We start from the raw sequence: 14,889 nt of genomic DNA on the forward strand, positions 1-14,889 counted from the left end.
GATTTAACACATTTTGTGGGTATTCAGGGAATAACAACGCAGTGGTGTCCAGCCTAAATAATAAGCAATACTTTTGTATTTCTAATTAAGGCTATTGTTTGAGAAATAATGAGTTACGAAATAATGTTAATAAAGTGTGAAAATAAGGTGGATGACGCTATCGCTTATCCACCTTACAAAATCAAAGCGTAGGTCGGATAAGCGCAGCGTCATCCTACACAAAGATTCGCGCCAAAATGCCCGTCAACAATTGGGATTTCTCCGCTATTGGCTTTCAGGCCATTTTCTTATCGTTTAGCGAACCCATTTCGTGAGACAGGCTTATGAATCGCTACTCCAATTTCCTGCTGCTCGGCACCCTGGCCATGACTTCTGTCGCCCACGCCGATGCGCTGGATGGCCTGTTTGACAACTCGATTGTCGGTTCTATTTCGCAGGCAATAAACGACGCTTATAAGCCAAACGATAACCGTGACGATGAGCGGGATGATAGCCGTTGGGAAGAGCAGGACAGGCAGCGTAGCGAAGATGGGCGTCGGCAGTATGAGGATCGCCGCCGTCAGCTTGAAGACCGACGCCGCCAGCTCGATGACCAGCAGCGTCAGTTAGACGAACAGCGCCGCCAGCTTGAGGAAGATGAGCGGCGCTTAGACGATAACTATCGTTAATTACTCGAACAAATTGTGGTGCAACTTCTGCACGACTTTTTCTGCGTCGTCGCCCGGCACCAGGAAGCACAGGTTATAGCTGGATGCGCCGTAGCAAATCATGCGGATATTGAACGGTTCAAGCACGCCAAACACCTCTTTGCCCACGCCGCAGGCTTTCGACAGTTGGTTGCCGATGATAGCAACCAGCGCGAGGTTTTCTTCCACTTCAACGCGGCACAATGAAGAAAGCTCGGTCAGCAAAGACGTCGTCAGCAGGCTGTCTGAGGTGGATGTGGAACCCGTGGTGTCCAGCGTCAACGCGACGCTGACTTCAGAGGTGGTAACCAAATCGACGGAGACATTGTGGTGCGCCAGAATGTTGAACACTTCCGCAAGGAAACCGTGGGAGTGGAGCATGCTCATGCTGTGAAGCGTCACCAGCGTTTGCTTGCGGCGAACAGCCAGAGCGCGGAACAGCGGCGGGTTTTCAGTTTCATTACACACCAGCGTGCCACCGGCTTTTGGATCTTTACTGGACCCCACAAACACCGGAATACCGCAACGAACCGCAGGCAATAACGTGGCCGGGTGCAGCACTTTTGCACCGAATGTTGCCATTTCAGCCGCTTCTTCAAACGCAATTTTGTCGATGCGTTTTGCTGCGGGCACCATGCGTGGATCGGTGGTGTAAATGCCCGGAACGTCAGTCCAGATATCGACACGGCTTGCATGTAACGCCTCGCCCAACAATGCCGCGGTATAGTCGCTGCCGCCACGACCAAGCGTGGTGGTGCGGCCTTTCGCTTCGCTACCGATAAAGCCTTGAGTAATCACCAAAGATTGCGCCAGACGTGGCAGGAGCTGTTGGCTCGCCAGGTCCGCTAAGGTGGTGACATCCGGCTCGGCGCGGCCAAAACGGTCGTTAGTGCGCATGATTTTACGGATATCAAACCATTGCGCGTCAACTTTGCGCTCGCGCAGGATCTCGACAAACAGCAGCGTAGACATCAGCTCGCCGTGGCTAACCAGTTCATCCGTCAATGCGGTTGAGGTCGCAAGCGAAGCCGCTTCAGCCAGAGTGGTGATGTTCTCGAGCAGACGCTCGACTTCTTCACGAATGATTTGCGGGTTAGCTAAACGTTCGACAATGTCATATTGAATTTTGCGAATCGCATCGAGCTTAACAAAACGCTCTGTAGCTTCCAGTCCGCCTGCCAGCGCCACCAGCAAATTGGTGATACCCGCCGATGCGGAAAGAACGACAACGCGAACGTTTTCATCAGCCAGCACCACATCGGCGCTGCGGTTCATCGCGTCGTAATCTGCAACGCTTGTGCCGCCAAATTTGGCAATAACGGTTTGTGGGTAGGACATTACGGTACAGCCTCGTGTCAGGGGCCATCCCCTTCATATTTCAAGTTGCAACATCGTTGGCTACGTTCATTCACCCGAATCACTTACTAATGTAAGCTCATCGGGACTCGTTCACTTGCCGTCTCGTTGCAACTCGAATTATTTTGGGGCCATGGCAAAAAAAATTAATCAACCTTGGCACAAGGGAAGAGCGGGATACGGGGCAGACGTAGAATAGAAGTTCTGAACTACGATACACCCAGAAGCGCCCCACCTTGTTTCCCCGATTTCTTGACGCCGCAGCGGCGTTGTCTGCGCTAACTCACCCAATCACTTACTCAAGTAAGCTCATCGGGATTCATTAGCTTGTCGCCTTGCTGCAACGCCAATAAATTCGGGGAATAATTTGGAGCATCAATATGCTCCTGGTGACAGCCCAAGGGATTCAGCCCCCGTGGCCGATAATACATGCTGCCATACATGCACTACCTCGGCGTCGCTCCCCCTCCTGTGTCGTCTGCGGATTGGCTCCTCAAACACGATACCTGGGCGACGCGCCTCTTCTGGCTTACTCACAAGTGAGCAAGTAGCCGTATACAAATAAAATGTTACGCGCCAGATGTCAACGTCTGGAAGCCGGGGATTTATCGGTCTGCACCAATGCAATCAAAGTGCAGGGCAGCGTTGGGGTGGTTTGCCCGTTTATTGCGATAGTTTTTCCTTCTTCCAGACGGGCAAAAAGTGGCACGACGCCGCGATTTTTCTCCAGATATTCCAGCCAGCCAAAATTTTCATTCAGGCGGGTCGCTTTAATGGTCGCTCCTTTGGCAAGCTGGCTGCTTAAATTGCTCCAGGTGACATCCTCAGGAAAAAGTTTCTCATGGCGACGAAAACGCGCGCTTTCGTTACTGCCTCGCCCTTTCAACGCGGAACCGGAACGGATAGCAAAAACCTTATCGGTGCCGAAAATATGGCTGAAGTGATACACCGCCAGCGCGTTTTGGTGGCGGTTGGGTGAGAGCGCGAGCACTTGCGCGGTGTTGCTTAAATCGAGCACGTTTTCCGCATGCTCCGACCAGGCATTTCCGTAATAAGCGGGCAATCCTTCCATGCGGGCCAGGCGGTAATATTCCCAACTATTATCGGTGAGGATTACCGGAATGTTTTGTTTCACCAATGCGTGAGCCAGCGTTCGCGCCACCGTATTTGCGCCAATAATCAGCACCCCTTTTGGTTTGCGTTGTTGCACACCGAGCCACCTTGCCAGCGGGCCGCTGGTCAGGCTTTGTAGCACCACGGTGCCAATAATGATGGCGAACACCACGCTGACCAGTTTATCCGCGCCTTCGTAACCGCTTTTTTGCAGCGTCAGGGCGAATAACGAACTCACCGCTGCTGCGACAATACCGCGCGGAGAAATCCAGCTTAACAACAGCTTTTCGCGCAGGGTTAACGACGAACCGAGAGTAGAAATCGCAATGCATAATGGGCGAGCGACAAACTGAATCACCAGCAGCAAAACGACCAGCGGCCAGCCCATCGCCAACACGCCATGAATATCGAGGCGGGCGGCCAGAATAATAAACAACGCCGAGATCAGAATGGCCGAAAGCTCTTCTTTGAACGCGACGATATCGCTGACATCCACATCGCGCATGTTCGCCAGCCAGATGCCCAGCACCGTCACCGCCAATAATCCTGACTCATCAGCCAGCGAGTTTGAAAGGCCAAACGTCAGCAACACCACTGCGAGTACGGCAAAATTTTGCAGATATGCCGGGAACCACACGCGTTTTAACGCGGTGCCAAGCAACCAGCCAAACAGCGCGCCGCAGGCTAAACCCACCACCACGGTCTGAGCGAAGATCATCAGCAATTGCAGATGCGAGCCTGCTTCCTGGCGCAGCGTGATGAACTGGAACACCAGCAACGTAAAAATCGCGCCGACCGGGTCGATAACAATCCCTTCCCAGCGCAGCACCCGGTTAATCGCCGCGTTCGGGCGCACCACGCGCATCAGCGGAGCGATAACCGTCGGGCCGGTCACGACCGTCACGGCACCCACCAGCGCGGCCAATGCCGGTTCTAAATCCAACAGCCACCAACAGGCGAGGCTAATCACCGCAAAAGTCGCCAGCATCCCGATGCTGACCAGGTTGCGCACCACACCGCCTAAACCGCGAATTTCATCAAAACGCAGGGTTAGCGCACCTTCGAACAAAATAATGGCGACCGCGAGGGAAACCACAGGAAACAGCAGTTCGCCAAAAAGCAGGTCGGGGTTAAGCACATGGGTAAACGGGCCAAGAATCAGCCCGAACAGCAGTAAAGGGAGGATAGCCGGAAGCCGGATCGCCCACGCCAGCCACTGCGCCGCCAGCGAGCTAATGGTGATAATCACCAATAAAAGAGGTACGGACAGTTCCATAAAATTTTTACCTTACCTGGTGTACAAGGCCATACTGTTTTTCTCAGTGTAGACGCCGCTTTAACTGACGCGGATGCGCCCTGGCATTTTTTCACTTACGCATAATCTGAAACGGTTTTCCCGATACCAGGGGAGAAAAATCATCACAAATACGGTTTTGTGGATATACAATTGACCGCAGTCACAGTTCTCAAATCAAAAGGGTAACGCTATGAAAAATATCAACCCAACGCAGACCGCTGCATGGCAGGCCTTGCAGGCGCATTTTGACGAAATGAAAGACGTCACAATCGCAGAGCTTTTCGCGCAGGATGCTGACCGTTTTGGCAAGTTCTCCGCTACGTTCGACGATTTAATGCTGGTGGATTACTCCAAAAACCGCATCACTGAAGAAACCCTGACCAAGCTGCAAGCGTTGGCAAAAGAGACGGATTTGCAGGGCGCAATCAAGTCCATGTTCTCTGGCGAGAAAATTAACCGCACTGAAGACCGTGCTGTGCTGCACGTTGCATTGCGTAACCGCAGCAACACGCCAATCATCGTTGATGGCAAAGACGTGATGCCAGAAGTGAACGCGGTGCTTGAGAAGATGAAAACCTTCTCTGAGAGCATCATTAGCGGCAACTGGAAAGGCTACACCGGCAAAGCGATTACTGACGTGGTGAACATCGGTATCGGCGGTTCAGACCTCGGCCCATTCATGGTGACCGAAGCGCTGCGTCCATACAAAAATCACCTCAACATGCACTTCGTGTCTAACGTTGACGGCACCCACATTGCCGAAGTGCTGAAGAACGTTGACCCGGAAACCACGCTGTTCCTGGTTGCCTCTAAAACCTTCACCACGCAAGAAACCATGACCAACGCCCACAGCGCGCGCGATTGGTTCCTGGCAACCGCTGGCGATAACAAACACGTTGCGAAACACTTTGCGGCGCTGTCTACCAACGCGAAAGCGGTTGGCGAGTTCGGTATCGACACCGCCAACATGTTTGAATTCTGGGATTGGGTCGGTGGCCGTTACTCCCTGTGGTCCGCGATTGGTCTGTCTATCATCCTGTCAGTCGGCTACGAAAACTTTGTTGAATTGCTGTCCGGCGCGCACGCCATGGATAAGCATTTTGCTAACACTCCGGCAGAACAGAACCTGCCTGTGCTGCTGGCGCTGATTGGTATCTGGTACAACAACTTCTTCGGCGCAGAAACCGAAGCGATTCTGCCATACGACCAGTACATGCACCGTTTTGCTGCTTACTTCCAGCAGGGCAACATGGAATCCAACGGCAAATACGTTGACCGTAACGGCAACGCGGTGGATTACCAGACTGGCCCAATCATCTGGGGCGAGCCTGGCACTAACGGCCAGCATGCGTTCTACCAGCTGATTCACCAGGGCACCAAAATGGTTCCTTGTGACTTCATCGCGCCTGCGACCAGCCACAACCCGCTGTCTGACCACCATCCAAAACTGCTGTCTAACTTCTTCGCTCAGACAGAAGCGCTGGCATTTGGTAAAGCACGCGATGTGGTTGAGCAGGAATACGCCGACCAGGGTAAAGATCCAAAAACTCTGGAACACGTTGTGCCGTTCAAAGTGTTCGAAGGCAACCGCCCAACTAACTCCATCCTGCTGCGTGAAATCACTCCATTCAGCTTGGGTGCACTGATTGCGCTGTATGAGCACAAGATCTTCACTCAGGGTGCCATTCTGAACATCTTCACCTTCGATCAGTGGGGCGTGGAATTAGGTAAGCAACTGGCTAACCGTATTCTGCCTGAGCTGGGCGACAATGCAGAAATCAGCACTCACGATTCTTCAACGAATGGTTTGATTAATCGTTATAAATCCTGGCGCGCATAATTAACCGTTGGATTTAAATATAAGCCGGCCTTATGCGCTGGCTTATTTATTTAAATAAGATAATTCCCCTTGCCCCGTAAATAGCTTAATTCCCCGGCGTGAGGTTAATCCTAAAAACACCTATAACCTGATAGTTCTGCGGGTTTACTTTCGGATTAATTAGATTGCATTTCCTCTTGATTATATTTTAACTGACTGTTTTTAATCGTTTAAGTTTAAATGTAATAATCTGAATATTGTTATATTTCCATTAATCTTAAAGCACCTCTCATATTTCCCATCGCGGCCTAACGCTATTGCTTGTTGTGTATACTCGAAAGCGCCTGAAATTCCTTTTGGGCAAATCTCCATTCATTCAATGAAGGGAAATTGTTATGAAGAAAGTTCTTTATGGCGCTTTCGCCATATTCACGCTGGCAGCGGCTGGCGCGGCAAATGCTGACCCGGTATCAACGGGTGAAGCAGCTGGCGCACAAGCAACGAATGTGTCCGCAGGTAGTTCTACTGCGACCAGCGCCAGCACTGTCGGGTCGGCAGTGGGTGTAGCACTTGCTGCAACCGGTGGCGGTGATGGTTCCAATACCGGGACCACAACCACCACGACGACCAGCACCCGTTAATTTCGCGGGTGATTTAACTCTAACCACACTTCGGTGTGGTTATTTCGACTCCGGGGAAACCTCGTGCAGCGACTCGTAATTCTTCTTTCTTGCCTGTTACTTCAGGCATGTTCCGACACCACCAAAGGCCTTGGCTCCTCGCTCTGGCACAGCATGGTGGGGAATGACGGCATACAGCTAACTCATGATGAAATTCAAAACATGCGCTACGCCAGCCAGTACATGCGCATCAACAACGGCCCGCAAATTTTTGTGGTGCTGGCCTTTGACGAAAACGGCCAACAAAAATGGGTGACGCAAGACCGAGCGATGATCGTTACCGAACATAGCCGCATCGTGAAAACCACCGGGCTTGGCGACAACCTCCAGCAGGTCACTAACCTGGCAAACGACCCGCTAACCAACCCGAATCAGATTATTGATGGCGCAAGCTGGACGCGGCAAATGGCCTGGACTGAACACCAACAGGTGCGCATGGCGACGGCGCGTTCGACCTTTACCTGGGACGGCACCGACACGCTGAAAGTGGCGATGAGTACCACGCCGGTTCGCGTGCTCGATGAAGAAATTACCGCCGACGGCAAAACCTGGCATAACCGCTTCTGGGTAGACAGCGAAGGTCATATCCGCCAGTCAAAACAATACCTTGGCCCCGATTATTGGCCTGTTAACACGATTCTGTTGAAGGCGGCTAAAGAATGAAAATAAAACGTAGGTCGGATAAGCGCAGCGTCATCCGACGGGTTTGCGCGAAAGGGTGGATGGCGCTTTGCTTATCCACCCTGGTATTCAATGCTTACGCTGCCGGAAACGTGACGATTTACCCACAAAATCAAACCATTAAAAACATAGAAAGACTGGCTGATTTAGTTACACAACCTGCGCTGGCAAACGCCTGGTGGCCGGGTGCCGTCATCAGCGAACGCCAGGCATCTGCTGCGGCAGAACAACAGCACCAGAAATTACTGGCTCAGTTAAGCGAATTTGCCGCGCAGGAAGACGGCGACGACGCCGCAGCGATCAACGGCATGCGCCAGCAGATGCAGGCCATACACGTCACCGGACGGCAGTTTGTTGACCTCGATCCTGACTGGGTGCGCGTTCGCCCGCGTGCCAACGTTCCACTTCAGGGCGAATACAGCCTGTGGACCGGCGCACAGCCGACCACCATCACGCTGATGGGTTTAGTCAGCTCGCCGGGCCAGAAGCCGTTTGTGGCCGGGCGCAGTGCCGATGAATATCTGGATGGCATCGACAAACTCAGCGGGGCTGACCGCAGCTATGCGTGGGTGATTTACCCGGACGGCAAAACGCAAAAAGCGCCGGTCGCGTACTGGAATAAACGCCATGTGGAACTCACTCCCGGCAGCATCCTGTTTGTCGGTTTCAGCGACCGACTTTTTAACTCTGATTTCAACAGCCTGAATCAGCAAATCCTCAACTCTCTGACCCATCGGAGACCGGATTGATGAAGAATAAAACGCTCTACAGCTTGCTGGCGCTGGCGGTCTCCGCGGCCTGCCATGCCGAGACTTTTCCGGCACCCGTTGGCCCGTCACAATCGGATTTCGGTGGCGTCGGTTTGCTACAAACCCCAACAGCCCGTATGGCGCGTGAGGGCGAATTCAGCCTTAACTACCGCGATAACGACCAGTACCGCTTTTACTCGGCTTCGGTGCAGCTCTTCCCGTGGCTTGAAACCACGCTGCGCTACACCGATGTGCGTACCAAACAATACAGCAGCGTCGAGGCTTTCTCGGGTAATCAAACCTACAAAGACAAAGCGTTCGACATGAAAGTGCGCCTCTGGGAAGAGGGATATTACCTGCCGCAAGTGGCGGTCGGCGTGCGCGATTTAGGCGGCACCGGGTTGTTCGACAGTGAATATATTGTGGCGAGCAAAGCCTGGGGGCCGTTCGACTTTACCCTCGGAATGGGCTGGGGCTACATGGGCACCAGCGGTAACGTGAAAAACCCATTCTGCGAAGTGAGCGACGGTTATTGCTATCGCGATAACAGCTACAACCAGGCGGGTTCGTTCAACTTTAGCGGCATGTTCCACGGCCCGGCGTCTCTGTTTGGCGGCATTGAATACCAGACGCCGTGGCAGCCGCTGCGCCTGAAAGTGGAATATGAAGGCAATAACTACACCCAGGATTTTGCCGGGAAACTCGAGCAGCGTAGCAACGTTAACGTCGGCGCTATCTATCGCGTCGCCGATTGGGCCGACGTTAACGTCAGCTACGAACGCGGGAATACCTTCATGTTTGGCGTGACGTTGCGCACCAACTTCAACGATTTGCGACCGGGCTATAACGACAATCGTCGCCCGCAATACCAGCCGCAACCGCAAGATGAAATTCTCCAGCCGACGGTGGTGGCTAATCAGCTCACGCAGCTTAAATACAATGCGGGCCTGGTCAACCCGAATATCCAGGTGAAAGGCGATACGCTGTATGTGACCGGCGAGCAGGTAAAATATCGTGATTCCCGCGAAGGCATTGAGCGCGCCAACCGCATTATCATGAATGACCTGCCGGAAAATATTCGCACCATCCGCATCACCGAAACGCGCCTGAATATGCCGCAGGTGACGACGGAAACGGATGTCGCCAGCCTGCAAAACCATCTGCAAGGCGAGCCGCTGGGGCATGAAACACCATTGGTGCAAAAGCGTGTTGAACCGGTGGTGCCAGAGAAAACTGAGCAAGGGTATTTCATCGACAAATCAAAGGTGAATTTCGCGATAAACCCGGTGCTCAACCAGTCGGTTGGCGGGCCGGAAAGCTTCTATATGTATCAGGTTGGCGTAATGGGAACCGCCGACTGGTGGGTCACGGACCACTTGCTCACCACCGGCAGCCTGTTTGCCAACATCGCCAATAACTATGACAAATTTAACTACACCAATCCGCCGAACGACTCGACGCTGCCGCGTGTGCGTACCCACGTTCGCGACTACGTTGAAAATGATGTTTACGTCAATAACCTGCAAGCCAACTACTTCCAGTACCTGGGCAACAGTTGGTACGGGCAGGTTTACGGCGGCTATCTCGAAACCATGTATGGCGGCGTGGGCGCGGAAGTGTTGTACCGCCCGGTCGATAGCAACTGGGCGATTGGTGCCAACGCCAACTATGTCAAACAGCGTGACTGGACCAGCTCGCTGGACATGATGAAGTTCACCGATTACAGCGCACCAACCGGCCATATCACTGGTTACTGGACGCCACCATTTGCTGACGATGTGCTGGTTAAACTGAGCATCGGCCAGTATCTGGCGAAAGATAAAGGCGGCACGCTGGAAATCTCGAAACGCTTCGACAGCGGCGTGGTGGTCGGCACCTACGCGACGATCACTAACGTCTCGAAAGAAGAGTACGGGGAAGGGGATTTCACCAAAGGTTTCTACGTCAATGTGCCGCTGGATATCTTCTCTTCATCGCCAACCCGCAGCCGTGCGCAGGTCAGCTGGACGCCGCTTACGCGAGACGGCGGTCAGATGCTGGGCCGCAAGTTTGAGCTGTATGGCATGACGAGCGACAGAGATATTAATTTCCGCTAGAGCAAAACTTTGCGAGCGGGTATCCGGTTTTTGGTAAGGGAAAAAAGAACCGGATACCCGCGAGATATGTTCTTCTGGTAGCTTCGTAGGTCGGATAAGCGAAGCGTCATCCGACAACAAACAAGGATGCTTCAATGTCGAATTACCGCCGTATGCGTGTTGCGGGTGGAACATGGTTCTTCACTGTAAACCTCGAAAACCGTCAGGCCGACTTGCTCACCCGACACATTGCTGAGTTAAAACTCTCCATCCAAAAAGCGAAACAACGGCACCCCTTCCAAATAAATGCCTGGGTGGTTCTGCCCGACCATATGCACTGTGTCTGGACGCTGCCTGCAAACGACGCCAACTATTCTCAACGCTGGCGAGCCATCAAAAAAGCCTTCACAAAATCTCTGCCGGAACACCCCATCGTCTGGCAAAAACGTTTTTGGGAGCACTGCATCAGGGATGAACGCGATTACCAGGCACATGTCGATTACGTTTATATCAATCCGGTTAAACATGGATTAGTGAAATCAGCCAGTGAGTGGCCGTATTCGTCTTTTCACCGTGATGTCAGAAATGGGCTTTATCCGGCAGATTGGGCGGGGAAAGTCGAAGATTTTCAAGCCGGAGAACGAAAAGCCGGTGGATGACGCCTGCGGCTTATCCCCCCTACAAAATCGCAAATCGTAGGTCGGATAAGCGAAGCGTCATCCGACATTAATCAACGCAAATCTCCATCCCGTCAAACCCGGCTTCAAACCCTTGCGGCAACGCATTCTCCATCAGCCAGCAATCAAATTGATGGCTGATGTGGGTGAGGATCACGCGCGGGCAACCCATGTGTTTATTCAACTCGATAACCGTATTGAAATCGCAATGGTTTTTCGGTGTTTCGGCACGCGGTTCGTGGCTGCAATCAATCACAATCACCTGCGGTTTATTGTTCGCCAGAAACTTCAGCGTTTTTTCCGGCAGGCCAGCGGTGTCGCATAGCCACGCCACACGGCTGTGCGGAGTTTCAAACAGATAACCAAAAGTGAGTTTTGAATGGTTGAGCGGCAGAGGGGTGATGCGCAGCGCCTGCAGCGTAAACCCGACAAACGGTTCCAGTGTGTGGCTGAAATCGAGAATTCCAGGATGTTTAAACAGATCGTCGCAGCCTTGCTCATCCGGTGGACCGTAAACCGGGATTTTATCGCCCACGCCCCAACGTAGCGGGAACAAGCCTTGAACGTGGTCCATATGGTAATGAGTCAGCAAAAACTGCTGAAATTCCCCTGGCTGCCAGTGGTCCATTAAATCGGGAATGCCCGCATCCAGCAGCGTGACCGCGTCGTTAAACTTCACGACTGCGCTACAAGGCTTGCGGCGATAGTGTGGATGATTGCGGGCGCGCTCGCAGGCCGCGCAAGAACAGCCGAAGGCGGGCACCAGTTGCGCCCCGCCGGTTCCGCTAAGGGTTAACGTCAGGCTCACTCAAATTCTCCACCGGTTTAGTAAAGCGGAAATGGGTATTTTGATAGCCTTCGCGCTGGTAGAAACGGTGCGCGTCGAGGCGTTTGGCGCTGGTGGAAAGCTCGGTGAGTTCCGCGCCTGCAATCCGCGCCTGTTTTTCTGCCCAGGCTAACAGTTTGCTGCCCACGCCGTGGCCGCGTGCGGCGGGCATCACCACCAGCTCCTGGATTTCACCCACCCAGTTCACATGGTGCAGGTGAAATTGCATATGCAAACTGATCATGCCGACAACAGCGCCGTTCAGTAACGCAAGTTGGTAGCATAAGTTGTGATCGTCGAGGTTAGCTGCGAAACCCACATTAAATGCCTGGCGGTTAAACTCGGCCTGTTTTAGCTCACAAATCAAAGCGTAAACGGCATCGCTATCGGCGAGTGTGGCGCGGCGAAATTCAAGCATGGCGCGTTTCCTTGTGAATTTGGTGGATGACGCTACGCTTATCCACCCTACAAAATCATGCACTTGTAGGTCGGATAAGCGTAGCGTCATCCGACATTAAAGCAGCTCAATAGATCAAATGTATAAACGACGAGACAGATTCATCAAGACTATCGTCGTTATTCAGTATCAAGCACTCGTCCAAATTCGGGGCGTAAAGCGCGGCACGTTGCAGGCGCTGCTCGATTTGCAGCGCGGTTTCGCGCCCGCGAGCTTCAAGGCGCTGGCGCAAAACGTCCGTCGAAACATGCAGGCAAATGGGCACTAACGCTTTGCCATAACGCGCCCGCGCCTGGGCCAGATGCTGGCGCGAACCGTTCACCACCACGTCGAACCCGGAATCGAGCCAGATATCCAGCTCGATGCCCACGCCGTAACGTTGGTGATGCGCCTGCCAGCATAGGGCAAACAAACCCTGACGCTGGCGCTGAGTAAACTCCTTTTCACTGAGGGCGATATGATTTTCACAGCCAGCGTCGGCGGCACGGGTGATATATCGGTGCGCCACCAGTAGTTGATTATTCTCCTGCTGGCGCAGCGCGCCGAGCAGGCTGTCTTTCCCGGAGCCTGACGGCCCCATCAACCAGACTATTTTGTTCATCAGAACACCCGTATTCCCTGACGCCAGACGTGGCCGACGTGAATGTTTTCGCCATGCTGATGCGCCAGCACCATATCGGCCCGTTTGCCCTCTGCCAGCACGCCACGGTCAGCCAGATTTAACGCTTTGGCCGGATTGCTCGTCACCAGCGCCACGGCTTGTGGCAGGGTGAAATGGTTGGTTTCTTCAAAAGCCACCCGGAACGCGGCATCCAGCAAACTCGCCGGATAATAGTCGGAGGAGAGAATATCCAGCAGGCCAACTTGTGCGAGTTCATGTGCCGCCACGTTGCCGGAATGCGACCCGCCGCGCACGATATTCGGTGCGCCCATTAATACGCTCAAACCATGCTGGCGCGACGCCTGTGCGGCTTCCAGCGTGGTCGGGAATTCGGCAATCACGCTGCCCAGTTCATGAGATTCTGCGACGTGCGCACGGGTGGCGTCGTCGTGGCTGGCGAGCGAAATATTGCGTGCGCGGCAAACGGCTGCAATCGCCAGGCGGTTGGGCTGCGACCAGCGTTCAGCCAGCGCCAGCTGTTCCGCTTCATAGCGGTCCATGTCGGCGTCATTAAGCTGATATTTTCCCTGATAATATTCGCGATACTTCACCAGATTAGAGAACTGACGCTGGCCTGGTGAATGGTCCATCAACGACACCAGCGACACGCCGCCACGGTCGATCAACTGCTGGAACAGCGGCAGCGTGGTGTGGTGCGGTAGTTCGCAGCGCAGATGCAGGCGGTGCTCGGCGCGGTTCACGCCACGCGCCTGGCTGTCCATCACCGCGTTGATCATCTTCTCTAAGTTTTCCAGACGGTCGCCGCCGTCGCGTACATCGCCAAGGGCGACCGCGTCCAGCACGGTCGTGATGCCGCTCGCCACCATTAAGGCATCGTGGCTGCTCATCGCAGAATGCGCAGGCCAGTCGACTTTTGGGCGCGGGGTAAAGAATTTGTCGAGGTTATCAGTATGCAGCTCGATAAGCCCCGGCAGCAGCCAGCCGCCTTCGCCGTCTTGCGCCTGCGGCAACTGGCTTGGGCTGTCGGCAAAATTACGAATCACACCGTCGGCCACTTCCAGCGAGCCGTTAACCACTTCATTTTCCAGCACCAGCTTGACGTTATTAATGATCATTTTTGGCCTCAACGGTTGCCATATTGTGTAAACGATCTGCGACCTGGTTGCGCACGCTTTCATCGTGGAAAATCCCGACCACTGCCGCACCGCGCGCTTTGGCTTCCAGAATCAAATCCACCACGGCGGCGCTGTTTTTCGCATCCAGCGAGGCTGTCGGTTCATCAAGCAGCAAAATCGGGTAGTCGACGATAAAGCCACGGGCGATGTTTACGCGTTGCTGTTCGCCACCGGAGAACGTCGACGGAGCCAGGTTCCACAGGCGCTCCGGCACATTCAGGCGCGTCAGCAGCATGGACGCTTTGTCTTCACAGACGTCACGCGACACGCCCAAATCCAGCAGCGGCTGCATCACCACTTCAAGCGCAGAAATACGCGGGATGACACGCAAAAACTGGCTCACCCAGCCGATGGTCTGGCGGCGCACCGCCAGCACGTCACGGGCCGGAGCCTGCACAATATCGAGCCACTCGTCGTTATGTTTGACCCAGATATGGCCCTGGTCAGGCAAATAGTTGGCGTACAGCGAGCGCAACAAAGTGGATTTCCCGCTGCCGGAATGGCCGTGCAGCACCACACATTCGCCCGATTCCACTTCCAGAGAGGCATTCGCCAGTACCGGCAAACGGATGCCGTGTTGATGGTGTAACACAAAGGTTTTGCTGAGGTTTTCAACCCGTAATCTGTACATATTGGTTCCTTAAAACGTATGCCATGACGTCGGATGACGGCTTCG

General features: G+C 53.7%; 14 protein-coding genes and 1 riboswitch. Of the genes, 7 read left to right on the forward strand and 7 right to left on the reverse strand.

All coding sequences use genetic code 11. The annotated features are described in order from the left end of the window. The first annotated feature begins 323 nt into the window (after positions 1 to 323). The gene (gene yjdP, locus M2371_RS17430) at positions 324 to 668 is read left to right on the forward strand and encodes a DDRRRQL repeat protein YjdP (RefSeq protein WP_259268307.1); all 345 of its coding nucleotides are present in this window, start codon (positions 324 to 326) and stop codon (positions 666 to 668) included. On the opposite strand, the gene lysC is transcribed toward yjdP, so the two are convergent. Together lysC and M2371_RS17440 are read right to left on the reverse strand one after the other, a co-directional pair. After that, on the reverse strand, positions 669 to 2,024 hold the full coding sequence (lysC, locus tag M2371_RS17435; protein WP_172895775.1) for a lysine-sensitive aspartokinase 3: 1,356 nt from the start codon (positions 2,022 to 2,024) through the stop codon (positions 669 to 671). 234 nt (positions 2,025 to 2,258) lie between these two features. After that, positions 2,259 to 2,574: riboswitch (Lysine riboswitch) on the reverse strand. Between the two features lie 51 nt (positions 2,575 to 2,625). Continuing rightward, a complete protein-coding gene (locus M2371_RS17440) occupies positions 2,626 to 4,431 on the reverse strand; it encodes a sodium:proton antiporter (RefSeq protein ID WP_259268308.1) in 1,806 nt (601 codons plus the stop codon). A 211-nt stretch (positions 4,432 to 4,642) separates the two neighbouring features. Here M2371_RS17440 and pgi point away from each other — a divergent pair, with 211 nt between their 5' ends. From pgi to M2371_RS17470, 6 genes are all read left to right on the forward strand, one after another. Beyond that, on the forward strand, positions 4,643 to 6,292 hold the full coding sequence (gene pgi, locus M2371_RS17445) for a glucose-6-phosphate isomerase (RefSeq protein WP_259268309.1): 1,650 nt from the start codon (positions 4,643 to 4,645) through the stop codon (positions 6,290 to 6,292). A gap of 374 nt (positions 6,293 to 6,666) precedes the next feature. Beyond that, the gene (yjbE, locus tag M2371_RS17450) at positions 6,667 to 6,912 is read left to right on the forward strand and encodes an exopolysaccharide production protein YjbE (RefSeq protein WP_115631479.1); all 246 of its coding nucleotides are present in this window, start codon (positions 6,667 to 6,669) and stop codon (positions 6,910 to 6,912) included. A 63-nt stretch (positions 6,913 to 6,975) separates the two neighbouring features. Further along, on the forward strand, positions 6,976 to 7,614 hold the full coding sequence (locus M2371_RS17455) for a YjbF family lipoprotein (protein WP_259268310.1): 639 nt from the start codon (positions 6,976 to 6,978) through the stop codon (positions 7,612 to 7,614). A gap of 59 nt (positions 7,615 to 7,673) precedes the next feature. Further along, a complete protein-coding gene (locus tag M2371_RS17460; RefSeq protein ID WP_259268423.1) occupies positions 7,674 to 8,381 on the forward strand; it encodes a capsule biosynthesis GfcC family protein in 708 nt (235 codons plus the stop codon). Then, positions 8,381 to 10,477, forward strand: coding sequence for a YjbH domain-containing protein (locus M2371_RS17465; protein WP_259268311.1), 2,097 nt, complete (start codon positions 8,381 to 8,383; stop codon positions 10,475 to 10,477). Before M2371_RS17460 ends, M2371_RS17465 begins: the two co-directional genes overlap by 1 nt. A gap of 134 nt (positions 10,478 to 10,611) precedes the next feature. After that, positions 10,612 to 11,115 (forward strand): REP-associated tyrosine transposase, encoded by a 504-nt coding sequence (locus tag M2371_RS17470; protein ID WP_259268312.1) that lies wholly within the window; start codon positions 10,612 to 10,614, stop codon positions 11,113 to 11,115. Between the two features lie 67 nt (positions 11,116 to 11,182). Here the strand turns inward: M2371_RS17470 and phnP are convergent, their stop codons facing one another. From phnP to phnL, 5 genes are all read right to left on the reverse strand, one after another. Continuing rightward, positions 11,183 to 11,941: a phosphonate metabolism protein PhnP gene (gene phnP / locus M2371_RS17475; RefSeq protein ID WP_259268313.1), complete on the reverse strand. Its 759-nt coding sequence runs from the start codon at positions 11,939 to 11,941 to the stop codon at positions 11,183 to 11,185. Continuing rightward, a complete protein-coding gene (gene phnO / locus M2371_RS17480; protein WP_259268314.1) occupies positions 11,919 to 12,377 on the reverse strand; it encodes an aminoalkylphosphonate N-acetyltransferase in 459 nt (152 codons plus the stop codon). The genes phnP and phnO overlap by 23 nt, the downstream gene beginning before the upstream one ends. Before the next feature lie 106 nt (positions 12,378 to 12,483). Continuing rightward, positions 12,484 to 13,017, reverse strand: a complete 534-nt coding sequence (gene phnN, locus M2371_RS17485) for a ribose 1,5-bisphosphokinase (protein ID WP_115631473.1) — start codon at positions 13,015 to 13,017, stop codon at positions 12,484 to 12,486. After that, positions 13,017 to 14,153, reverse strand: a complete 1,137-nt coding sequence (phnM, locus tag M2371_RS17490) for an alpha-D-ribose 1-methylphosphonate 5-triphosphate diphosphatase (protein WP_259268315.1) — start codon at positions 14,151 to 14,153, stop codon at positions 13,017 to 13,019. The genes phnN and phnM overlap by 1 nt, the downstream gene beginning before the upstream one ends. Continuing rightward, positions 14,143 to 14,844 (reverse strand): phosphonate C-P lyase system protein PhnL, encoded by a 702-nt coding sequence (gene phnL, locus M2371_RS17495; protein ID WP_034492559.1) that lies wholly within the window; start codon positions 14,842 to 14,844, stop codon positions 14,143 to 14,145. The genes phnM and phnL overlap by 11 nt, the downstream gene beginning before the upstream one ends. Positions 14,845 to 14,889: the final 45 nt, after the last annotated feature.

The sequence above is a fragment of the Buttiauxella sp. BIGb0471 genome, assembly GCF_024807715.1.
In the GTDB taxonomy this organism is placed as follows: domain Bacteria; phylum Pseudomonadota; class Gammaproteobacteria; order Enterobacterales; family Enterobacteriaceae; genus Buttiauxella; species Buttiauxella agrestis.